This window comes from [Flexibacter] sp. ATCC 35103 (assembly GCF_001975985.1).
GTDB lineage: Bacteria > Bacteroidota > Bacteroidia > Flavobacteriales > Flavobacteriaceae > Flavobacterium.
Window position 1 is genome coordinate 447,819 of sequence record NZ_MTQF01000005.1, and the last position, 24,682, is coordinate 472,500.

Annotated in this window: 15 protein-coding genes and 1 tRNA gene; 13 read left to right on the forward strand and 3 right to left on the reverse strand. The window is 35.0% G+C overall.

Annotation, left to right across the window (positions count from 1 at the left end; all coding sequences use genetic code 11):
• Nucleotides 1–4: 4 nt before the first annotated feature.
• From murG to BXU01_RS13130, 10 genes are all read left to right on the forward strand, one after another.
• Nucleotides 5–1,090 carry an undecaprenyldiphospho-muramoylpentapeptide beta-N-acetylglucosaminyltransferase gene (murG, locus tag BXU01_RS13085; protein WP_083693603.1) on the forward strand — a complete coding sequence of 362 codons (1,086 nt, stop codon included), beginning with the start codon at nt 5–7 and terminating at the stop codon, nt 1,088–1,090.
• A 153-nt stretch (nt 1,091–1,243) separates the two neighbouring features.
• Entirely contained in the window at nt 1,244–2,593 is a 1,350-nt protein-coding gene (murC, locus tag BXU01_RS13090; protein ID WP_083693604.1) for a UDP-N-acetylmuramate--L-alanine ligase, read from the forward strand.
• On the forward strand, nt 2,580–3,302 hold the full coding sequence (locus BXU01_RS13095) for a cell division protein FtsQ/DivIB (RefSeq protein ID WP_083693605.1): 723 nt from the start codon (nt 2,580–2,582) through the stop codon (nt 3,300–3,302). Before murC ends, BXU01_RS13095 begins: the two co-directional genes overlap by 14 nt.
• A gap of 6 nt (nt 3,303–3,308) precedes the next feature.
• A complete protein-coding gene (ftsA, locus tag BXU01_RS13100) occupies nt 3,309–4,721 on the forward strand; it encodes a cell division protein FtsA (protein WP_083693606.1) in 1,413 nt (470 codons plus the stop codon).
• 83 nt (nt 4,722–4,804) lie between these two features.
• On the forward strand, nt 4,805–6,862 hold the full coding sequence (gene ftsZ, locus BXU01_RS13105) for a cell division protein FtsZ (protein ID WP_083693607.1): 2,058 nt from the start codon (nt 4,805–4,807) through the stop codon (nt 6,860–6,862).
• 267 nt (nt 6,863–7,129) lie between these two features.
• Nucleotides 7,130–7,579: a GatB/YqeY domain-containing protein gene (locus BXU01_RS13110; protein ID WP_072975278.1), complete on the forward strand. Its 450-nt coding sequence runs from the start codon at nt 7,130–7,132 to the stop codon at nt 7,577–7,579.
• Between the two features lie 49 nt (nt 7,580–7,628).
• Nucleotides 7,629–7,702, forward strand: a tRNA-Arg gene (locus BXU01_RS13115).
• Between the two features lie 854 nt (nt 7,703–8,556).
• Nucleotides 8,557–12,390 (forward strand): cadherin-like beta sandwich domain-containing protein, encoded by a 3,834-nt coding sequence (locus BXU01_RS13120; RefSeq protein ID WP_165689786.1) that lies wholly within the window; start codon nt 8,557–8,559, stop codon nt 12,388–12,390.
• Between the two features lie 95 nt (nt 12,391–12,485).
• Nucleotides 12,486–13,370, forward strand: coding sequence for a PorP/SprF family type IX secretion system membrane protein (locus BXU01_RS13125; RefSeq protein ID WP_165689787.1), 885 nt, complete (start codon nt 12,486–12,488; stop codon nt 13,368–13,370).
• 560 nt (nt 13,371–13,930) lie between these two features.
• Nucleotides 13,931–19,576 carry a T9SS sorting signal type C domain-containing protein gene (locus BXU01_RS13130; protein ID WP_083693610.1) on the forward strand — a complete coding sequence of 1,882 codons (5,646 nt, stop codon included), beginning with the start codon at nt 13,931–13,933 and terminating at the stop codon, nt 19,574–19,576.
• 67 nt (nt 19,577–19,643) lie between these two features.
• Here BXU01_RS13130 and BXU01_RS13135 read toward each other — a convergent pair whose 3' ends face one another.
• A complete protein-coding gene (locus BXU01_RS13135; protein ID WP_083693611.1) occupies nt 19,644–20,357 on the reverse strand; it encodes an AAA family ATPase in 714 nt (237 codons plus the stop codon).
• 267 nt (nt 20,358–20,624) lie between these two features.
• On the opposite strand from BXU01_RS13135, the gene BXU01_RS13140 reads away from it, so the two are divergent.
• Nucleotides 20,625–20,888, forward strand: a complete 264-nt coding sequence (locus tag BXU01_RS13140) for a DUF2024 family protein (RefSeq protein ID WP_083693612.1) — start codon at nt 20,625–20,627, stop codon at nt 20,886–20,888.
• A gap of 61 nt (nt 20,889–20,949) precedes the next feature.
• Here BXU01_RS13140 and BXU01_RS13145 read toward each other — a convergent pair whose 3' ends face one another.
• Nucleotides 20,950–22,362 (reverse strand): PLP-dependent aminotransferase family protein, encoded by a 1,413-nt coding sequence (locus BXU01_RS13145; protein ID WP_083693613.1) that lies wholly within the window; start codon nt 22,360–22,362, stop codon nt 20,950–20,952.
• Nucleotides 22,363–22,459: 97 nt separating this feature from the next.
• Here BXU01_RS13145 and BXU01_RS13150 point away from each other — a divergent pair, with 97 nt between their 5' ends.
• Both BXU01_RS13150 and BXU01_RS13155 read left to right on the forward strand, forming a co-directional pair.
• Nucleotides 22,460–22,921, forward strand: coding sequence for a cupin domain-containing protein (locus BXU01_RS13150; protein ID WP_083693614.1), 462 nt, complete (start codon nt 22,460–22,462; stop codon nt 22,919–22,921).
• A gap of 17 nt (nt 22,922–22,938) precedes the next feature.
• Nucleotides 22,939–23,820, forward strand: a complete 882-nt coding sequence (locus BXU01_RS13155; protein ID WP_083693615.1) for a dihydrodipicolinate synthase family protein — start codon at nt 22,939–22,941, stop codon at nt 23,818–23,820.
• Between the two features lie 86 nt (nt 23,821–23,906).
• On the opposite strand, the gene BXU01_RS13160 is transcribed toward BXU01_RS13155, so the two are convergent.
• Nucleotides 23,907–24,656: a hypothetical protein gene (locus BXU01_RS13160; protein ID WP_083693616.1), complete on the reverse strand. Its 750-nt coding sequence runs from the start codon at nt 24,654–24,656 to the stop codon at nt 23,907–23,909.
• Between the last annotated feature and the right edge of the window lie 26 nt (nt 24,657–24,682).

Below are 24,682 nucleotides of genomic sequence, written 5' to 3' on the forward strand. Positions count from 1 at the left end.
AAATATGACAAATTATAAATTCATATTAAGTGGTGGCGGAACAGGAGGACATATCTATCCTGCAATTGCTATTGCTAATGAATTAAAAACCCAATTTCCTGATGCCGAGTTTCTTTTTGTAGGAGCACAGGACAAAATGGAAATGCAGAAAGTGCCTCAGGCAGGTTATGAGATAAAAGGACTCTGGATTGCCGGTTTACAAAGAAAATTGACGTTGCAAAATTTGATGTTTCCGTTAAAATTGGCAACAAGTTTGCTGGAGTCAAGACGAATCATCAGGCAGTTCAAACCAAATGTGGTAATAGGAACGGGAGGTTTTGCCAGCGGACCTTTGTTACAAGCCGCCGGTGGAGCAGGAATTCCGACCGTGATTCAGGAGCAAAATTCGTTTCCGGGAATTACCAATAAATTATTGAGCAAGAAAGCCAATGCAATTTGTGTGGCATATGAAAATTTAGAGCGTTTTTTTCCAAAAAATAAAATCATTCTAACCGGAAATCCTGTTCGTCAGGACTTAATAGATATTGAAAGTAAACGTGATGAAGCAATTACTTTTTATGGTTTAGATCCTAATAAAAAAACACTTTTGGTTTTAGGCGGAAGTTTAGGTGCCAGAAGAGTGAATCAGTTAATCGAGAAAGAATTACATAATATGCTTTCACAGGATGTTCAGGTAATCTGGCAATGTGGGAAATTATATTTTGAAGATTATAAAAAACACAATCAGCAACATGTAAGAGTGGTTGATTTTATTGAAAGAATGGATTTTGTATATGCTGCGGCAGATGTGATTATTTCACGTGCAGGAGCATCATCAGTATCAGAATTATGCATTGTTGGGAAACCGGTAATTTTTATTCCGTCACCAAATGTAGCCGAAGATCATCAAACAAAAAATGCTCAGGCAATTGTTGATGCTAAAGGAGCAATTTTGCTGAAAGAATCAGAATTAGACAGTCAGTTTAGTATTGTTTTTGAAGCTTTACTGAAAGATCACGGCAAGCAGAAACAGTTAAGTGATAATATCAAAAAACTGGCGATGCCAAATGCTACAAAAGTTATTGTGGATCAAATTAAAAAGTTGTTATAATATAACTTTTTTTGAAAATTATAGAACAAAATTAAAAATTTAGAACGCTATTTTTAAGCGTTTTGAGTTATTAAAGTGATAAAATTACAAAGGCTTAAGTACTAGTTTTTTATGAAATAAAACAACTTGTAAATAGCTCAAAATTAAAGAGAAATGAATTTAAATCAGATACAGAACGTTTATTTTATTGGCATTGGAGGCATCGGAATGAGTGCTCTGGCCCGCTATTTTAAAAATATCGGGAAACAGGTTTCAGGTTACGATAAAACGCCATCAATGTTAACGGCTGAATTGATCGAAAGCGGTATTGATATTCATTTTGAAGATAATATTAATTTAATTCCTTCTGATTATTATTCTGAAAACACATTGGTAATTATAACTCCTGCAGTGCCTAAAACACATTCAGAGTGGAATTACTTTTTAGAAAGAGAATATCAGGTTAAAAAACGTGCAGAAGTTTTAGGGATTATCACAAAAGACACCTTTTGTTTTGCTGTTGCTGGTACGCACGGAAAAACAACAACATCAAGTATTTTAGGACATATTCTATTTGAAAGCGGGGCTGACGTAACTGCTTTTGTGGGTGGAATTGTAGAGAATTATAATTCGAATTTAATTGGAAGCGGAAAGACAGTAACTGTTGTGGAAGCGGATGAATTTGATCGTTCATTTTTACATTTACATCCTAATATTGCCTGTATAACTTCAATGGATGCGGATCATCTCGATATTTACGGTACAAGTGATGCAATTGAAGCTTCGTTTGTTGAATTTGCTAATAAAGTTGAAGATAAAAACAACCTGTTTATAACAAAAGAATTGCCTCTTGAAGGAGTGCAATGTGCTATAAATGAAGACGCTGTGTATAAAGCTTTCAATGTTCGTATAGAAAACGGAAGTTATGTTTTTGATGTTCAGACACCATCAGAAATTATGAAAGACCTGCATTTTGGATTGCCGGGGAAACACAATTTAATGAATGGATTAATGGCTATTGCGATGGCAAAAACTTCTGGTACGCCAACTGATTTGATTGCGAAAGCTATTGCATCATTCAACGGAATCAGAAGACGTTTCTCATATCAGATTAAATCAGATAAATTAGTTTATATAGATGATTATGCACATCATCCAACAGAAATAAATGCGGTACATCAGGCGGTTACTGAATTGTATCCGGGGCGTAAAGTTTTGGCCATTTTTCAGCCACATTTATTTAGCAGAACCAGAGATTTTGCTGACGGATTTGCCGAAAGTTTATCTCAGTTCGATGAAGTGTTTTTAATGGATATTTATCCGGCACGCGAATTACCGATGGAAGGGATTACATCAGATTGGTTGTTGGGAAAAATGACAAATTCGAACAAAAAAATTGTTGCAAAAAATGATTTATTAGCGGAGATCAAAGCCAGTGATGCGCCAATAATTGTAACAATAGGAGCTGGTGATATTGGAGAAATGGTTCCGTCAATCAAAAAAATGCTAAATGAAAATATTTAATTGGACAAATATTAGATTAATTCTCATTTTAGGACTTGTTCTTTTTTTATATTCTTTTGCCCAACATCGAAATGGTGATCGAAAATTAAAGAAATCGATGGTTGTTTTTGTAGGAGAAAATACGCTTTTTGTAAAGCCGGAAACGGTTAATAAATTGTTGATAGAAAATAAAAGAGACGCTTCCAGTATCCGAAAAGATGAATTAGATTTGAATAAGATTGAGAAAACCCTTGATACGCAAGACATGATTGAAAAATCAGATGTTTTTGTAAGTATTGATGGTGTTCTAAAAGCGGTAGTAAAACAGAAGACACCAATAGCGAGAGTTTATGATGGTGTTACCTCTTTTTATATTGACTATGAGGGAAATAAAATGCCTTTATCAGACAATCATACCGCTCGGGTTCCTCTTGTTTCCGGGGCAATTAATGAAAAAAATAACGAAGATTTAGCTACTTTATTTCGCACAATTTATGACGATGCGTTTTTGAAAAAAAACATCATTGCAATACAAATTATGCCTAATGGTAGCTTAAAAATGTTTAATAGAAATTATAATTACTTCATCGATTTTGGCAGAACGATGAATGTTGATAAGAAATTTAATAACTATAAAGCCTTTTTTCAAAAAGCGGTTTTAGATAGTTCGTTATATAAATATAGTAAGATTGACCTTAGGTTTACGGAACAAGTAGTTTGCACAAAATAATAGAAAATGGAAAAAGATAACATTGCAGTAGGTCTAGATATTGGAACGACAAAGATAGTTGCCATGATCGGCAAGAAGAATGAGTATGGAAAGTTGGAAATTTTGGGTATTGGAAAATCCAAAAGTTTAGGAGTTGCGAGAGGTGTTGTAAACAACATCACGCAAACTATCCAGTCCATTCAGCAAGCAATACTTGAGGCGGAAAACAATTCAGGGTATAAAATAAAAGATGTTGTTGTGGGTATCGCAGGACAACATATCAGAAGTATTCAGCACACAGATTACATCAGCCGTAATAATCCGGAAGAAGTAATTGGCGAAAAAGATATTCAGCTTTTGATTGACCAGGTCAATAAACTGGCCATGTTACCGGGAGAAGAAATTATTCATGTTTTACCACAGGAATTTAAAATCGATGGGCAATCTGAAATAAAAGAACCTATCGGGATGTACGGCGGAAGACTGGAATCTAGTTTTCACGTAGTCGTTGGTCAGGCATCATCGATCAGAAATGTTGGAAGATGTATTCAGAGTTCAGGAATCGAATTATCAGGATTAACATTAGAACCATTAGCTTCGGCAGATGCAGTTTTAAGTCAGGAAGAAAAAGAAGCTGGAGTAGCTTTGATTGATATTGGTGGCGGAACAACAGATTTAGCCATTTTTAAAGATGGTATTATTCGTCATACTGCAGTGATCCCTTTTGGAGGAAATGTAATTACAGACGATATTAAAGAAGGTTGTTCGATTATCGAAAAACAAGCAGAGCTTTTAAAAATAAAATTCGGATCAGCCTGGCCGGGAGAAAATAAAGACAACGAGATTGTTTCTATTCCCGGATTAAGAGGAAGAGAACCAAAAGAGATTTCGCTTAAAAATTTATCTAAAATTATCCATGCACGTGTGGTGGAAATCGTAGAACAGGTTTTTGCAGAAATTAAAGCATATGGGCACGAAGATCCGCGCAAAAAATTAATCGCAGGAATTGTGCTTACCGGTGGTGGTGCTCAACTAAAACATATTAAACAATTAGTAGAGTATATTACAGGTATGGATACCAGAATTGGATATCCAAATGAGCATTTAGCTGGAAATTCAAGCGAAGAAATTTCTAGTCCGTTATTTGCAACAGCAGTTGGTTTAGTAATGAACAGTATCGAAAACAGTACCCAAAGTGCTGTTAGAATGGAGATTGTAAATGAGCAGCCAAAAGTAGTGTACAGAAATGTTCCTCAGCAGGTACAACAACCTGTACAGCAACGATACGAAGTAGAAGAAAACTACGTTGAAAGAGTAGAAACTATTGAAGAAGTCAGGAATACTGCAACTAAGGAAGAATCTACTGAAACTAAAATTAGAAGATCATTTTTTGATAGATATGTCGATAAAATCAAAGATTTTTTAGACAACGCAGAATAGAGTAATAAGAGAAAAGGAATTACTTTTTGCCCCAAGTCAAGAAGTAAAAAATGTATTAAATAAGAATTTCAAAAACCAAAAAGATGATGAGCAACTCAGAATTTGGAAGTATTTCATTTGATTTACCAAAAAACCAATCAAATGTTATCAAAGTAATAGGTGTAGGTGGAGGTGGTAGTAACGCTATCAACCATATGTTTAAACAAGGTATTAAAGGCGTTGATTTCATCGTTTGTAATACTGATTCACAAGCACTACAGAATAGTTCAGTGCCGAACAAAATTCAGTTAGGTATGAACTTAACAGAGGGTCTTGGAGCAGGAGCAAATCCTGATGTAGGGCAACAATCTGCTATAGAAAGTATCGCTGATATCGAAAAAATGTTAGACCGTGGTACTAAGATGGTATTTATTACCGCTGGTATGGGTGGTGGTACAGGTACTGGTGCAGCTCCGGTAATTGCACAATTGGCCAAAGAAAGAGAAATCTTAACTGTTGGTATCGTTACTATTCCTTTTCAGTTTGAAGGAAAAGTGCGTCAGGAGCAAGCGCTTTTAGGAATCGAGAAATTGCGTAAGCAAGTTGATTCGCTAATTGTAATCAATAATAATAAGTTAAGAGAAGTATACGGAAATCTTGGTTTTAAAGCAGGATTCTCGAAAGCTGATGAAGTTTTGGCAACAGCCTCCAGAGGTATTGCTGAAGTAATTACGCATCACTATACTCAAAATATCGATTTACGTGATGCTAAAACTGTTTTATCAAACAGCGGAACAGCTATCATGGGATCTTCTGTTGCTGAGGGTGAGAACAGAGCGAAAGATGCTATTGTTTCGGCATTGGATTCTCCGTTGTTAAACGACAACAAAATTACAGGAGCCAAAAACGTATTGTTGCTTATCGTTTCTGGATCAAACGAAATTACTTTGGATGAGATTGGAGAAATCAATGATCATATCCAGGTAGAAGCAGGTCATAATGCTAATATTATCATGGGAGTTGGTGAAGACGAAACTCTTGGTGATGCTATTGCTGTAACTATTATTGCAACTGGTTTTGATGTTGAACAACAAAACGAAATTGTAAATACTGAACCTAAAAAAATCATTCATACGCTGGAAGATGAGCAAAGAAGTGTTCATAATCTATCGAATAAAACAGTTACTTCTTTTGATGTAAATGCTGAAACACCTACTTCAAAATCAGAAGAGAAAATTGTTTTTGAATTAATGGATGATGATGAAGATGCGATAACTCCGTTTACAGCTACGCATATTGCTCCAGTTGAAGTTGCTCCAATTGAAGCTGCACCAGTTGCCGTTACTCCATCAACAAATGTTGTAAGTAATCCGTCAATGAATAAGGAAGAATTAGTAGTTATGTCTGAGTTTATTAAAAACCTTGATGTAACTTTCGAAATTGTTTCTCCTATTACAGATATTGATTTTACTATTACGGCTCCGGAAATGCAAACTTTCCAGGAAATAAAACCAATTCAGCAAGTTCAACAAAGAACTTTTGAAAGAGAAGAACAAACGACTTTCTCATTTGATTTACCTCTTTTCAGATCAGAACCGGAAGTAAAGAAAGAGCCGGTTGCTGAACAGGAAAATAAAATTTTGTTCGAATTATCGAATGAAACCCGTAATATTAAGGTAAATGATCCAGTACAATTTGTACCGGTTACAGAAATTTCAGATAAAGGAATTATCAAATATTCTCTTGAAGAGTATATGGAGGTTGAGAACGAATTAGTAACATCAAAACCTGTGGATAAGGTGGTAGAAGAAGTAATTCCTGCGGAATTAAATATCACCATGAAGCAAAAAGTTGATTTTGCAAGTGAAGCTCATTTTACAACAACTTCAGAGGTTTCTCCGATGGAATTAACGATCGAGGAAACTTTACGCTTAAGAGCTGAAGAAAGAAGAAAGAAACTAAAAGAATTTAATTATAAATTCCATAATAATGTTTCCAGAATTGATGAACTTGAAAAAGAGCCTGCTTATAAAAGATTAGGTATCGACTTATCAAACTCACAATCAAATAATAACAATTCGAGAATATCAGTTGGAACTGATAGTAATAACGATTTGCAGTTGCGTTCAAACAATTCATTTTTGCACGACAACGTAGATTAATTTTTACCATCCCAATAAATAAAGATAGCCCGAAAATTGGATTTAATTTTCGGGTTATTTTTTTTATCTTCGCACAGAATTTAAAATTTGACTTTTAAAAGAATGTATTTAAGAAATATTGTCATCCTGAGCGAAGTCGAAGGCTAATTACCCAAAAAAGCTTCGACTTCGCTCAGCCTGATAAACAAATTAATTATAAAAGTCGACAACAAACTTTCAAACATTATATCAATTATAGGTTTTACCTATTTAAATAAAAAAATTAAGATGAGTTTACAAACATTAATCATGGACGAGATTAAAACCGCCATGAGAGCAAAAGATACAGTAGCATTAGAAGCATTAAGAGCCATTAAATCTGAAATGTTATTAGCTGCAACTGCATCAGGTTCTAAAGAAGAATTAACAGAAGACGATGAAGTTAAATTACTTCAAAGACTAGTTAAAACCCGTAAAGAAAGTGCTCGTATTTTTACAGAGCAAAACCGTCCTGATTTAGCAGAGCCAGAATTAGCTCAGGTTGCTGTAATCGAGAAATTTTTACCTGCACAATTAAGTGAAGAAGAAGTAGAAGCTGTAATTGCAAAAATTATCGCTGAAACAGGAGCTTCAGGAATTGCGTCTATGGGGAAAGTTATGGGATTAGCTTCTGCACAATTAGGCGGAACTGCTGAAGGAAAAACTATTTCTGCAATTGTAAAAAAATTATTAGTATAAAAATTTTTGATTTTAATCCCGATAGCTATCGGGACTAAAATCTATATATGACCGCGTAGTTCAACTGGATAGAATATCAGATTTCGGCTCTGAGGGTTGGGGGTTCGAACCCCTCCGCGGTCACAAAAAAAGCAGGCAAAATACATGACATGTATTTTGCCTGCTTTTTTTATTTCAGTTTATGATTATCTCCTGTTTTTATAAATTTTAGATTATCAATATTAAATTCATAATTGTATCCCATTCAATTTCTACCTCAACTATGAAATTGTATTTAATAGAACATTTTTTGATATTAAGTTGAAATGTTTTTCGGTGAGTTAGTTTTCTTCTTTGTTATTTACAAAATTTTCTTCAATATTTTTTTGTAAGAAATACCCCAATATGTCCAACTTAAAACTTTTGGAGGTAAAAATAAGCCGTAATAACGTCAATATTTGAATAAGTAAATAGCGCTAACCGCTATGCCTGGTTGGGTTTGTAAAATTTAAGCGCAATAATTTTGCAATCAACGTATTATACTTATTGTCTCACTTTTTATTATAAAAAAACAATTAACAATAAACTCATTTGAAAATTTAAGATCTGTTTTATCAATATGGATTTTTTGTTCTCAATAAGGAAGTTAGTTTAAATGTAATTCTTGTTAAATAAACTCTCTTAAAAGGGTTGATTTTTAATCAATCAGTCTTCAAACACATTAGTACATCTTAAGTTAGGAAAATCAGAATAAGCTATAAAAAAGCTTGCTTATTCAAGTTCGTTTTTTTCTAAAATTTAAAATTTAACTGATATGGAATGTTTGTGGACGCTTTGAAATGAAAGTGTGATATAGGGTAAAGAAATGAGATCATAAGTTTAAAAAACAAGTGGTTAGTGAAAAATTAGAAAACGAATTAAAAATTAAAAAAATGAGTTGAAAAACAAACCGGATGGAGAAAAAAATCAAGAAAAAATTGAGAAAAAATGAAAACAAAATGAATAGAATAAAAATGAAAATGAACAAAAATTTACTTATTGTATTGACCTTTCTTTTATTTAATATAGGATATGGGCAACAACTAAAGACCTGGACAGGACAAACAAGTACTGCGTGGGACGAAGAGACAAATTGGAGCCCTATTGGTAAACCAACATCCAGCGAAAATGTATTAGTAACTAATGTAACTAATCAACCTGTAATATCTACAACTGGAGCTTCGTGTGCTACTCTTGAGTTATTAAATTCAAGTCCGGGAAGTAATGTTGTCCTGACCGTAAAGTCCGGGAATTTTTCTCCTGCTTCTGTAATTATGAATAGCAATGGCGGAGATACCAGCGATTGTAGTTTAATTATTGAAACAGGAAGAGTAAGTGTATCCGGGAATATTACCATGAATGGAAATGCGCTTCAAAATGATGTAACTTTTTCAGGAGAAGGGAATTTATTAATTGGAGGACTAATGACTGGCGGAATATTAAATTCTGTTGGTAAAGGAACTGTAAGTTATAATGGTACAGGAACACGTGCTGTTGGAGCTTATAATTATAATAATCTAACCCTTTCTGGTAGCGGTATCAGAACAATTAATACTTTACAGGTAATTGTAAACGGAACCTTAACTTTGGCAGGTTCAGCAAAAGCTTCTGCTGCTCCAACTTATGGAGTTAATGCTGCCTTGCAATATGATAGTGCATCATCCTTAACAGTTGGACCAGAATGGGTGAGCCCGTTTATTGCAAGAGGAGGAGTTGGAATTTCTACAGCTAATGGTGAGAGTACAGTTACTATAAGTGGCGCAGAAAAAAAGTTTAATGATGGAGTGCCACTTATAATAGATGAAGAAGCCTCATTATTAAGTGACAGCGATATATATTTTGGAGGTGATTTTATCAACAATAGAGGATCATTAACAACAGATGGATATGTTTATTTAGCAGGTAATATTAATCAGAGTATTGATAGTTTTATATCTGCGAAAGGAGTTGTTATGAACAAAAATGCGGGTACGGCTACTTTTACAGGAAATATAAATACAAAAGAACTTAAAATTGATGGCGCCGGCACACTTAATCTTGGATCAGGCTGGACACATACATTTACAGATTGGATCAGAACTCAGGGAACATTAAATGAAGGGACAAGTCTTTTTAAAATTTCAGGAAATGTTATTGGAACCGGGGGGATATTTATTGCAGGTACCGGTACCGTAGAGTTTAATGGACAAGCCCAAAATTTAGGAACAGGATTAATAACCTATAATAATCTCGTATTATCAGGAACAGGAATTAAAACCTTTGGAGCAAAAACGGTAATAAACGACACTTTTTCTATTCTTGATGGAGTCGTTGCTGATCTTACGACTAATTTAATGCATACTGCAAAAAGTATAAAACTTGGAACTACAGCCGGATCTGGCGGGTCATGGGGAAGTTCAGTTTCAAATGCAGTTAATAAAAACAACATTTTCTTTGCTTCAAATAATGGTATTGTAAATGTTGGACCAACAATAGTAATAGGTACTGAAAACTTAGCGGCATTCAGCACTACTTATGGTACTCCATCAGCAACAAAAAGCTTTACTATATCAGGAACTGATATGCTGGCAGGAATTTTAGTTACGGCGCCTGTAGGATTTGAAGTAAGTACAGATGGAGTTACTTTTACAAATACAATAAGTATTGGAAATACAGGAGCCATTGCTTCTTCAAACGTTTTTGTCAGATTAAAAGCAACAGCTCCTGCAGGAGGATATTTAGGAAATATAGTTCTAACAAGTACTGGTACAGCTAATGTAAATATATCAATAGCGGAAAGTACTGTAGATAAAGCATTATTGACTATCACAGCAGATAATATATTTAAAATGTACGGAGATGTCAATCCACCTTTGACTTTTACATATAGCGGATTTAAAAATGGAGAGACAGAATCAGATTTAAAAACCTTGCCTATTGTGAGTACAACTGCAGTTACAATGAGTCCGGTAGGTTATTATGATATCGACTTTAGTATTGCAGAAAGCGATAATTATAAAATTGAGTATGTTTTAGGTCTTTTCGAAGTAAGAGCTTATACTAATTCAGGTTTGATTGATTTGGCTATTAGTGAAGGTCATTTAAGTCCGGTTTTTTCAGAAACAGAACTAAATTATGCAACAACGGTAACTAATGATATTACTAGTGTGAAATTAACACCGGTTAGTGAAAATCTTTATGAAAAAGTAAAAATTAATGGAGTAGAAGTACCAAGCGGCACTCCTTCTGAAGACATTCCTTTACAAGTTGGCGAAAATACAATTACTACAATAGTAACTGCTCAGGATGGAACAATTAGTACTTATACGGTAGTTGTTACAAGAGAACCTTCTTCTAACGCAGGTTTGGCAGATTTAGTTCTTAGTGAAGGAGATTTAAGCCCAGCTTTTACAGAAGGAAATAAAGATTATACAGCTACGGTACCTAATGATGTTGCGAGTATCACCATTAAGCCAGTTGATGCTGACGCTACAGCAACAATAACAGTAAATGGAGTAGAAGTACCAAGCGGCACTCCTTCTGGAGAAATCCCTTTAGAGATTGGCGAAAATACGATTACTACAATAGTAACCGCTCAGGATGGAACGATTAATACTTATACAGTAATCGTTACAAGAGAACCTTCTTCTAACGCAGGTTTGGCAGATTTAGTTCTTAATGAAGGAACTTTAAGCCCAGCTTTTACAGAAGGAAATAAAGATTATACAGCTACGGTACCTAATGATGTTGCGAGTATCACCATTAAGCCAGTTGATGCTGATGCTACAGCAACAATAACAGTAAATGGAGTAGAAGTACCAAGCGGAACTCCTTCTGGAGAAATCCCTCTACAAGTTGGCGAAAATACAATTACTACAATAGTTACCGCTCAGGATGGAACGATTAATACTTATACAGTAGTTGTTACAAGAGAACCTTCTTCTAATGCAGGTTTGGCAGATTTAGTTCTTAGTGAAGGAACTTTAAGCCCAGCTTTTACAGAAGGAAATAAAGATTACACAGCTACAGTATCTAATGATGTTACCGCTATTACCCTTACACCAGTTGATGCTGACGCTACGGCAACCATAACAGTAAATGGAGTAGTAGTACCAAGCGGAACTGCTTCTGGAGAAATCCTTTTAGAAATTGGCGAAAATATAATTACTACAGTAGTAACTGCTCAGGATGGAACAATTAGTACTTATACAGTAGTTGTTACAAGAGAAGAAGCTCCGGCTCCTGATAATGCAGGTTTATCTGATATTGTCATTAATGACGGTTCTTTAAGCCCGGCATTTAATACAGATACAAACGATTATAGAGTAGAAGTACCTAATGAGATTAATTCAATTGTAATCAATCCTATAACTATAGATCCAACTGCAACAGTTGAAATGATCGTTAACGGAATAACAATTAATGATAATACGGCTCCAATAGATTTAAATGTAGGCGAAAATGTTATCACAGTAATTGTTACAGCTGAGGATGGTACACAAGAAACTTACACTATTATCGTAAATAGGGCAGATGCTGTACCACAAACAATTATACCTACAAATATTATTACTCCTAACGGAGATGGTAAGAATGATTTTTGGATAATTTCCGGTATTGATTCATATCCAAACAATTCAGTTAAAGTTTTTGACCGAGCAGCCAGAATAGTGTATTCTAAAAATAATTATAACAATGATTGGGATGGTTCTTATAATGGAGCGCCGCTTACTCAGGATACTTATTATTATCTAATTGATCTTGGAAATGGTCAATCTAAAATTAAAGGATTCATTACAATTATTAGAGACTAATAATTAGGCCAAACAAGAAACAGGGATAATTAAAGAATAATAAAAAATGGTTAGAGAATAGCCAAACAGACATGAATGTAATGAAAATTAAATCAATGAGAGCAATCTATATACAGGTAATTATGTTCCTGATTATATTAGGAACGAATACCGCAAATGCGCAGTTAACGGAGTATGAGTCAATGTATTTTCAAAATCAGTATTTAAACAACCCGGCAATGGCCGGAAGAGATGAAGGAATAAAATTGAACATAGGGTACCAAAGACAATGGGATCAGGTTCCTGGAAATCCGGTATTAATGAATGCTACTATCGAATATAATTCTGGAAACAGGGCCGGACTAGGATTAAATGTTAGCAGTGATAAAGCTGGTTTAATCAATAGAACAAGAATATTGGCAACCTACGCTTATCATTTACCAATAGGACTTGAAGAAAAGCTGAATTTTGGTTTGTCTGCGGGTGCAAAATTTGCTTCTATTGACTACAATAAGATTATTGGAAGTGCAGATGATGTTACCGTACAAAATTTTGATAAAGGTGCCGCTTTTGATGGCGACTTAGGGATAGCCTATACAAGCCGTTTGTTGACTATTCAGGCATCATTGCCCAACCTTAATACTTTTTTCTATAACACTGATGATGGAGTAAAAAAATATGCAGATCGCTCTACTTTTTATTCAGCAGTAAGTTATAAGATATTATTATCAAATCTGGATGAAAATTTAAATATTGAGCCCATTATTGCTTACAGAGGCATTAAGGGATATAAAGATATTTTTGATGCCGGAGCGAGATTTAACTTACCGGATTATAAGATGAATTTATCAGCATTTTACCATACCAATAGAATTGTTTCTACAGCATTTGGAATTGAAATAGATAAACTGGGTATTTTCCTTGCTTATTCTAAATATTTTGGAGCATTGGGAGCATATGCAAATAACACTTTTGAATGCGGACTTAATTATAAGATGTAAAGAAAAAGTTTGTTAGAGTTAAAACTGAAAGCGAAGGAATATATTTCCTTCGCTTTTTTTTATGGCTTTTTTTGATTTTTAATTGCAATAGCAAGTTCAATAGATATCGAATAATACTTTTTATACTGTTTATAGTAATATATAAATTAAAATTTTTGACAAACTTTTGACTGCAACTTTTATATATAGTCGATAAGAACATTCTAATGCTTAGAAAAAGAATAAATATTTAGTATCCGAATTTTTTAAAGATCATAATAATCTTCTTACAAATGATAATTGCATATTATTCATGTTTATTATGTTAATTATCTGGCAAAAACAATAATATACCTGTTGTACTACATCATAATATGCATATTAATATAATTATTTTAAGAATTTATTTGTTAATTTCGACTTCTTGTTATTTGTAATCATTTGTATTTCAATTAGTTATGTTGTTTTTTTTGAAATTTATTGCACAATGACACTTCAAATCCTTTCTGTTTTCTCTACGCCATCTTCTCCCATATCAAAGAAATTCACTGATTTTTTCATTTTTTTTTAAACTTATTATTATGAAGCTAAAATTATCTTTGTTACTCGTTTTAATTATTACGTATTCGTGGTCGCAATCCGGATCGACGAAAACATTTACCGGAAACGGTGTCTTTCTTGTCCCCGCAGGAGTGAGCAGTGTCAATGTTCAGGCTTGGGGTGGCGGAGGATCTGGCGGCGGAGCCAGTGCCGCACCATTACTTTTAGGGCGGGGAGCTGCCGGTGGAGGCGGAGGCGCTTATGCCAGTAATACGATATTAGTAACTCCCGGAACCACACTTAATGTAGTGGTTGCAAGTCAAACTGCTGGTACAAGTGGAGCTGGTATAACAGGAGGAAATTCTACGATTACGGGTTTTGAATCCTCGATTTTGGCAGCCGGAGGATCTGGAGGAGAAGCAAATAATGCTGGGGGTTCGCCAATAGGAGGATCCGGAGGTACAATTGCAGCTTCGGCAGGATCTACTAAATTTGCCGGTGCAAACGGAGGAAGTGGTAATTCATGGAATCTTTTAGGTTTATTACTTTCTTCTGGTGCTGGCGGCGGCGGCGGAGGTTCTGGCGGAGCAGGTGGTACACCAGTTTCAGGTTTAATTTTAAGTAATGCACCCGGAAATGCAGGCTCACCTCCGGGAGGTGCCGGTAGTGGAGCTATAAATTCAGCATTAGGCGCATCACAAATAGGAGGAGCCGGTGCAGCCGGGAGAATCATTATTTCTTATAGCTGTACTAATTTTAGTTTAACAAGTACAGCAGCTACAAGTGTTTGTGGATCTACCGGTACAACATCTACCGTAACTCTAACAGGAAGCGCTGCGTCATTACCTGTTGGTAATTATGAAGTAACTTATAACAGAAGTAATCCTAGTGCTACAGCTTTAACTGCAAATTTAACGGTTAGTACAGCAGGAACGGGAACTTTTACAGCAGGAGGATTAAGTACAGGAGGTTCTAGTACGATAACAATTACTAAACTTAGTTCAGAGTCTTGTTCTTCTGCTATTACTGCAAATAATTCAGCTACAGTAACGGTATCACCTGCAACTATTGCAGGAACCGTAAATGGCGGAATAACAGTTTGTTCAGGAAGTACAAGTGGATTTTTAACGCTTTCAGGCAATACAGGATCTGTTGTGAAATGGCAATCATCAGTAAGTCCGTTTTCTACATGGTCGGATATTGCTAATACAACAACAACGTATACTTCAGGAGCTTTAACACAAACGACTCAATTTAGAGCTGTTGTTCAAAGTGGAGTTTGTGCAGCGATAAATTCTACCGCAACAACTGTAACAGTATCACCTGCAACTATTGCAGGAACCGTAAATGGCGGAATAACAGTTTGTTCAGGAAGTACAAGTGGATTTTTAACGCTTTCAGGCAATACAGGATCTGTTGTGAAATGGCAATCATCAGTAAGTCCGTTTTCTATATGGTCTGATATTGCAAATACTACGACAACTTATACTTCAGGAGCTTTAACAGAAACGACTCAATTTAGAGCTGTTGTTAAAAGTGGTGCTTGTGCAGCGGCAAATTCTGCTGCAACAACCGTAATCGTATCACCCGCAACTGTTGCAGGAGCCGTAAATGGTGGAATAACAGTTTGTTCAGGAAGCACAAGTGGATTCTTAACGCTTTCAGGCAATACAGGATCTGTTGTGAAATGGCAATCATCAGTAAGTCCTTTTTCTACGTGGTCGGATATTGCTAATACTACAACAACTTATACTTCAGGAGCTTTAACAGAAACGACTCAATTTAGAGCTGTTGTTAAAAGTGGTGCTTGTGATGCGGTAAATTCTGCTGCAACAACTGTAACGGTTTCACCGGCAACCGCTGGAGGAACAGTTAGCGGGGGAACAACTATTAATTCAGGAGATACAAGTGGTTTGTTAACTTTATCAGGTCATACAGGATCAGTTTTTAACTGGCAATCATCAGTAAGTCCGTTTTCTATATGGTCTGATATTGCCAATACTACGACAACTTATACTTCAGGAACATTAACAGAAACTACACAGTTTAGAGCTGTTGTTAGTGGTCCTTGTGGAACTGCAAATTCTGCAGCAACAACTGTTACAGTAAATCCTAAACCTACTATAGCATTAGCTTCTAATACACCAGATATTTGTTCAGATGTCGATGGAATTGGGCAAAGTACTACATTAAGCTATAGTGCAACAACTGGAAACCCTATAACCTATAGTATTGTTTGGAATACATCTCCTTCAAATAGTTTTGCAGTAGTTACTGATGCTGCATTACCGGCTAGTCCAATCACGATTCTTGTACCTGGAGGAACAATTGGTGGAACTTATACAGGAACTTTGACCGTAAAAAACGCAAACGGTACTGTAAGTTTAGCTTCTGTTTTTACTTTAAAGGTAAAACAAAGTGATTCAATTATCTCTAATGATATAATTGACCCAATTAGTACTAGTACTAGTATGCAATATGCAACGTTAGCATATTCTGGAATTATAGGCAATCCAACAGGATATTCTCTTATTTGGGATCAATCTGCAATGCAATCTCAAATTTTTGATTCATATACCTTTTCACCAAGTGGAGGTGTTATCAATAATATTAAGGTACTGGCTAATGTTCCTGCAGGAACTTACACAGGTACAATGAATTTTTATAACAATGATGGTTGTTACGGAGCTCATCATGTATCTATAGTCATTAATAATCCAGGACCAACTATAGCATTAGCTTCGGCTGCAGAAACTCGTTGTTCTACTAATGATGGCAGTCCGTCATCGACAACATTAGAGTATACGGGAACAACAGAAAACCCAACAACTTACAGTATAGTTTGGGATTCTTCTCCTGAAAATGCTTTTGTAGCTGTTACTGATGCTGCCTTGCCTGCCAGTCCAATTACAATTGCAATTCCTGCAGGAGTAATTCCTGGAACTTATACAGGGACTTTGACTGTCAAAAATGCAAATGGTGCTGTTAGCAGTCCGGGTTCAGGCTTTACGGTAACTATAAATGAAACTCCTTTAATTACTACAACAGGAGCAATTGATGCAGTTTGTTCAAGTACCAGTTCGCAAAATACAACATTGGCATATTCCGGAGTTTCTGGTAATCCTATAAGTTATTTTATTGATTGGAATGGTCCGGCAAATGCAGCTTCATTGGCAGATCAGCCAAGTACTCCGTTTGCTTTTGAATCATGGGGCGGAACTATAAATACAATTCAGATATCTCCAAATGTTCCGGCAGGAACTTACACAGGTATATTGTATATTTTTAATGGAGTCTGCAATCAGTCTCAATTTGTGAGCTTAATAATTAATTCATCACCAAGTATAACTATAGCATCTGCTACGTCACCAAATATTTGTTCGGATGGCGAACCGGGAGGTACATCATTATCATATAGTGCAACAACTGAAAATCCGGTAACTTATAGTATTGCTTGGAATTCATCTCCAGTAAATAGTTTTGTAACTGTTACTGATGAAGCATTAGAAGAGAATAGCATTCACATTGAAGTTCCTGCAGGGACTCCCGGAGGTATCTATACTGGTACATTAACGGTGAAAAATGCAAATGGCTGTGTGAGCACGGGTTATGTTTTTAATTTAAACATAGATAATTTCCCTACAATTACTACAGATGGAATAATTGCATCAGTTACTACCAGTAGTAGTGCACAAAATACCACATTAGAATATTCTGCTGCTACGGATAATCCAACAAAATATTATATTAATTGGAATTCTGAGTTAATTGCAGATCAAGGTAATACTCCATTTATTTTTGTGTCGGGTGGAGGCATTATAAATAATATTGAAATACCTGCAAATGTACCGCCAGGAACTTATTCGGGTTCATTGGTTTATGGAAATGGGGCATGTCCGGGGTATCAACCAGTATCCATAACAATAAATTCAGAAGAATTACCAAGTATAACTTTAACATCTTCTGCAATAAAATATTGCCTGGATAACTATAACAACGCACATTATAAAGCAGTACCATATAGTGCGACAACAGGAAATCCTGTAACTTATAGTATAGTTTGGGATTCATCACCAACTAATAGTTTTACAGCAGTTACAGATGCGGCATTACCAGCTAATTCAATTCAGGTTCTTATTCCGCTTGGGACAGCTTCTGATACTTATACAGGAACATTGACTGTAAAAAATGCAAATGGCGATATAAGTAGTCCTTCAATTTTTACCATAAAAGTAGGCAGGTACTTTACTATTAGCACATCAGGAACAATTGCTTCAGTTGCAACAAGCACAAATTCGCAAAATGCTACATTATCCTATTCTGCGGTCGAAGGTAATATCTCAAATTATAATATTGATTGGGACGCTACAGCAAATGCGGCTTTATTGACAGATCAAGGTGATACTCCATTTACTTCAGTATCAAGTGGCGGTACTATAAATACAATTGAGATACCGGCAAATGTACCTGCAGGAACTTATAATGGTACAATGTATCTTTTTGATGGTACTTGTGGTGTAGTTCAATCCGTATCTATAGTGATTAATGGTTTATTGCCAACTATAGCATTGACATCTTCAACAGATATATGTTTGAATAATACTACTGAAGAACAGTATGCAAAATTAGATTATAAAGGAACTACAGGAAATCCAACAACTTATAGTATAGTTTGGAATTCATCTCCCGGAAACAATTTGATAGTTGTTACTGATGCAATATTACCAGCTAGTCCAATCAGTATTGCGGTTCCTAACGATACATTGAGAGGAACTTATACAGGAACGCTGATTGTTAAAGACGCAAATGGTGTAAATAGTTTAGGAAAAACTTTTAATTTAAATGTAGGAGTAGCTCCTTCAATTACGATTTTTGCACCAATTAGATCAGTTTGTTCAAGCACGAGTTTTCAAAATGCAACATTAGAATACTCAGAAATTACAGGTAATCCTACAAGTTATTATATTGATTGGGATGAAACTGCAAATGCAGCTTTATTACAAGATCAATCTATTACATCTTATGAATTTGAAGGAATAGGTGGGCTTATAGAATCTATTGGGATATCAGCTAATGTTCCAGGAGGATCTTATTCAGGCACAATGTATCTTGTAGAAGGAGCTTGCACAGGATCTGTGCCAGTATCTATAGAAATTAATTCAACCCCGGCAGCACCAATTATTGGAGAAATTACACCAGTAACTGATGAAAGCAGGTCAACTGTTAGTGTAAGCGGATTACCTCGTCGTACGGAGTGGACAATATTAATTAGTCCGAGTTTACAAACCAGAACCGGATTCGGAGATTCTGTACTCATTTATGATATTCCGGTAGGGACATCTACTCTTACAGTAAGTAATTTTGAATCAACTTGTGCTTCAGAGCCTTCAGCAAGTTTTGTAATTGTAGATGAAAGGTCATCTTCAAGAGGAGTTGAAGCAGCAGAAGTTTCAGAAGATTATACTACTTCAGTAACTGCTTTTAATCAGGTGATTAATATCGAAACCATTAATCATACTATCAGTGAGGTATTTATTTATGATGTATCCGGTAATTTGCTTTACAAGAAAGATAAAATATCAGATTCTAAATTAATTATTAACAGTCTAAGATCCAGTAATCAGGTTTTAGTAGTCAAAGTAGTTTTAAATAATAATCGTGTCGCAACTAAAAAGGTGATTTATTAAAAATTATAATACCAAAATTTAAAACCACTTGTCGAAAAGCAAGTGGTTTTTTGTTTAAAATACTGCCTTATAATAACTTTTGGAGTTCCAATTCGGCAATAATTTGTTTCTTCATAATTGTATTAACATAGTCTTTAGCTTCTGCATATGAGATATTGTACTTACGTGAAATATTTTGTAAATGAGAAGGAAATCCAACCAGTAATCTATCATAATAAAGATCCAATTCACTTTCGTTGGGCATTTCGAATTGCAGTCGTATTTGAAATCTTCTCAATAAAGCTGTGTCAATCGTATGATAATGATTTGTAGCACAAATAAGCAGGCTGTTTGTTGGCAAATAATCAATCAACTGAATAATGGTATTAACCAAGCGTCTCATTTCGCCCACATCTTTATCCTCACTGTCACGGCTTTTTCCAATTTGGTCAAATTCATCCAGAAATAATACGGCATTTTCCCTAATAGCTTTGTCGAATATGGCTTTTACATTTTTTGAGGTTTCACCAATTCGGGCATTAATTAAAGTGCTTAAGTTTATGATTACGATATTTTTATTCAATGCAGTTGCAATAGCTTTTGCCGTTGTTGTTTTACCACATCCTGAATGACCGTGAAGTAATATTTTATGATCTACTTTAAGATTGTATTTTTTTAATTCTTCAAGATATTGATGCTCTTTTATAGTCTGCGTCAAAGCTGCCTTATTTTCTTCACTAAAAAGTAAATCATCTAAAACTATTTTTTCAGTATCGTTTACGGTAAGTTCGTATAGATTCATTTCAATTTTTATTTAATGCAAAATTATAACATATCAAGACTAAACCTGCAATCCAGTCTTTGGTATTTACAATAGTCCAGTTTTTAATTTAAAATTATAAACAGACCAGTAATTTATAATAAATCAAAAAACTGGATTATAAGCTTTCTGTTGAACCTAAGTAACTTCGTTCTAATAATACATCAATGTATTGATATAATTATTGGTAAAAAAACTTCTTTAAAGTAATTGTACCAGACAAGTAATAATAATCTAAAATATTAATTTATGAAAATAGCGGTATGGGATACTTATGTAACCCGAAAAGACGGAGAAATTATGCATTTTGATATTCTCGTAGAAGAGCATACGAATGATGCGGATCAGGTTTTTGAGTTTGGTAAAATTTATTTAAAAACCGTATCACAAGAAGGTCAGCCCTTAACCTCAAAAGAATGTAAATTTTGTCACATAGATAAAGCTCCTTTAGAAGTAGAAAATCAAATTAAGGAAAATGGTTTTTCTATTATCGAAATGGAAAATTGTAATTAATGATTGTATTATAATCTGAAATTTTACAGGCTGAGAACTAAAGTGTTTTCAGCCTTATTTTTTATAGATATTCAGAAAGTGCTATAATTCCTTCCTCCATTTGTTTTTCTGTAAGTGAAGCATATCCTAATCTAAATCCGGATGCCGAATCTGTAAAACTAAAATTTTCAGGATTCATGATTTTAATGCCTTTAAGGGATAATTGCTCACAAACGAATGAAATGTCAATTTTAGAATTTGGTACAATCCAAAAAGCCAGTCCGCCTTCAGGTTTAGAAAAAGTGATTTTGCCTTTGAGATATTGATTGCAGAGACCTTCAAAATAATCTCTTTTTGATTTATAAATAAGATTGGTTTTTTTAAGATGTCTTTTTATAATTCCTTCATTAATGAGATGAAGCACCGCTTCTTCCATAATATTATCGCCTTGTACGTCGATTATTTTTCTGTGTTCGCCTACTTTCATAATGTTTTCAGGACTAGTCACCAAATAACCAATACGCAATGCCGGAGCTACAATCTTGCTTAGAGTTCCTATGTAAACAAAGTTTTTTGCATTTTCATAACTCGAAATAGGTAATACAGGACGTTGCCCAAAATGGAATTCATGATCATAATCATCCTCAATTATCGTAAAACCGTATCGATTGGATAATTCAATGAGCTTTAATCTTTTTTTCAGACTCATTGTTACCGTAGTCGGAAATTGATGATGTGGCGTAACATATATTGCTTTTATAGCGCTATATGTTCTAAGATATTCCTCGACTTCATCTAAATTCAGGCCATCGCCCGCAATACTTACCGGGAGTAAAGTAGCGCCTGCATTTTCAAACGCCTTCCATGCCGGTTTGTAACCCGGATTCTCGATCATAGCACAATCCCCTTTTGTGAGTAAACAATGCGAAGCGAGATACATTGCCATTTGGCTGCCACGCGTAATGCAGACTTGTTCCTGAGAAACATTCATTCCTCGTTTAAAATTCAGCATTTGTGCGATTGCTTTTCTAAATTCGGCAGCGCCAAACTCATTACTGTAACCCATTATCTGCCAGCGTGATTTTCTGTTGAATATTTCCCTGTACGCACGGGCAAGATCAGTCATAGGAGCAAGTCGGCTATCAGGTAGTCCGTCATCAAAAACCAGATGAGGTTTTATTTCATTATCAGCAACAGCTATAGGTTCTTTAGTCTTTTTATCCAGAAAAATTTCAGGCAGCACATCAGCAACAAATGTTCCTTTTCTGTCTATTGTTACCAGCCAGCCTTCGGTAATTAAAACGTCAAGTGCTTCAATCACAGTATTGCGATTAACCTCGAGTAAACCTGCTAGTTGTCTGCTTCCGGGCAAAGTATTGCCACTGGATAATTTACCGGATTTTATAGCATAAATAATCGCGTCAGCAATTTGAAGATAAAGTGCCGTATTGGATTTTTTGTCTAACTGAATTTCTAATTGCCAAGGTCGTAACATCTGGACTATCTGTTTATGTTAAAACTGTGTCATGTAGCCAGACCAAAGTTAGGATATTTTTGTGAAGCAATAATGCAGGAACTTAAATTAAATAAAAATGGAAACATCAGAAAAAAAATTCTCATCAAAAGATTTTCATCAAACTTTTGCACGTCCAAGCTTTGTAATGCCTGAAAAATTAATTCATAGAAATGTAGAAAATGCAGGCGAACACAATCAATTTTCAACAGAAAGAAAACATCCGGTTTTCTTTGTTGATTTACCAAGTAAAAATGTCAGTATGACTATTGGAGGTTTATTACCAGGACAATTAACGAACAGGCACAGACATACTTATGAAACTTTGCTGTATGTAATTGAAGGTGCAGGATATACAGAAATTGAGGATCAAAAAGTAGAATGGAAGGCAGGAGATGCAGTTTATATTCCGGCATGGACCTGGCACAGACATCAAAATGTAAGCGATTTAGAAAATGCGAAATACATTGCTGCAGAAAATGCACCTCAATTGCAAAATTTAGGAGTTGCATTAAGAGAAGAAGAAGGAAGGGATTTATAAAAATAAAAAAGACAGAAATGAAAAACACCCTATTCAAAGGTATAATTGCATACCCTATAACACCTTTTCAGGAAAACGAGAAAGTTGATATCTTGCTTTATAAAAAATTACTGGAAAGATTAATTGCGTCAGGATCACACGCTGTCGCACCTTTGGGCAGTACTGGTGTAATGCCTTATTTGAACGATGACGAAAAAGAAGCCATCACAGAAGCTACTATAGAACAGGTAAACAACAGAGTTCCCATTTTAGTTGGAGTCTCAAACCTAACGACAGAAAAGACGATTTATCATGCAAAGTTTGCTGAAAAAGCAGGTGCAACTGCCGTAATGATTATCCCTATGAGTTACTGGAAACTTAGTGATGACGAAATTGTAAAACATTATGATGCTGTTGCCAAACAAATTTCTATTCCAATCATGGCGTATAACAATCCCGCTACGGCAGGAGTAGATATGTCGCCAAAATTATTAAAGAGAATTCTTGAAATTCCCAATGTTACCATGATTAAGGAAAGTACAGGGGATGTACAAAGAATGCATTATCTAAAAAAAGAGTTAGGAGATTCGGTAGCATTTTATAACGGATCAAACCCATTGGCACTTTCTGCATTTGCGGCAGGAGCTACCGGTTGGTGCACTGCAGCGCCCAATTTGATTCCGGAACTCAATATTGCGTTGTATAATGCCATACAAAATAATGATCTGCACGAAGCGCAAAAGTTGTTTTATAAACAAATCGATTTATTGCGTTTTATTGTAGAAAAAGGATTGCCAAGAGCTATTAAATCCGGATTAAATATTCAGAACATCGAAAGTGGCTATTTAAGAAAACCATTGCAGCCTCTGGCAGAACATGAAACAATTGAGCTGGATCGAATCCTGAAATTAATACAATAATTCAAATTAAATAAAAATCAAAGGCATAGTTTACTATGCCTTTGATTTTTATACTAATCATTAGATTTTCGACTTTTTTATTCACGTCATTCCTCAAAGATTTTTTCAGTATTAACCGGATTATTTTCCTGATAAAGTTTCTGGCCTATTACACCTTTGTCTCCCAATGCGCGTCCTTTTATTAACCAGGCAATTCCAAATGCAAAAAGCGCAAGTGCCTCAAGTACTAAAGTTGAATACCTAAACAATTTTAAAGACTCAGAAATAGGTACCAGAATAACAAATGCAATAATAGCATAACCGCAGGTTCTGTAAATATTATTTTCATTTAAAATACTCTTGGGAGCTCTCGTTTCGTTTTCCTGCCCAATTGTAAAGACATTAATCGCTAATAAAGCGAATATCAAAAATAAAATGGCGGCAAAACTATAATGAAGCCAACCCAGCCACTTTTCAGGAATAGGAATCAGTGTGTAAATTTTATCTTTAAAATCATCAGGATTTGTTGGAAATAAAGCTACTCCCAAAGCCATGATTCCGGAAATGTTGGTCAGTAAATAATCATTTTTCCAAAGTGAAGCGTTTTTGTTTCCTTTGTAACAAATAAGAAATAACCCAACGGCACATAAAGTTCCGGTAAATATTTCTCTTAAGTTCGTATAATAATAATCACTTATAGAAGGCTGAACATTAGTTTGAAAAAAAGGAATAAAAGAAAGTCCCACTAATAAAATTGGAAGACTAATGCCTAAATAACCAATAGCACGCCTGATTCTTCTGTAAGTAAAAATATCGTAGCTTTCAATTTTAATCCCGTTGTTTATTTCTATTTTCATGTTGTAAAAAATAATTACAGTAAATA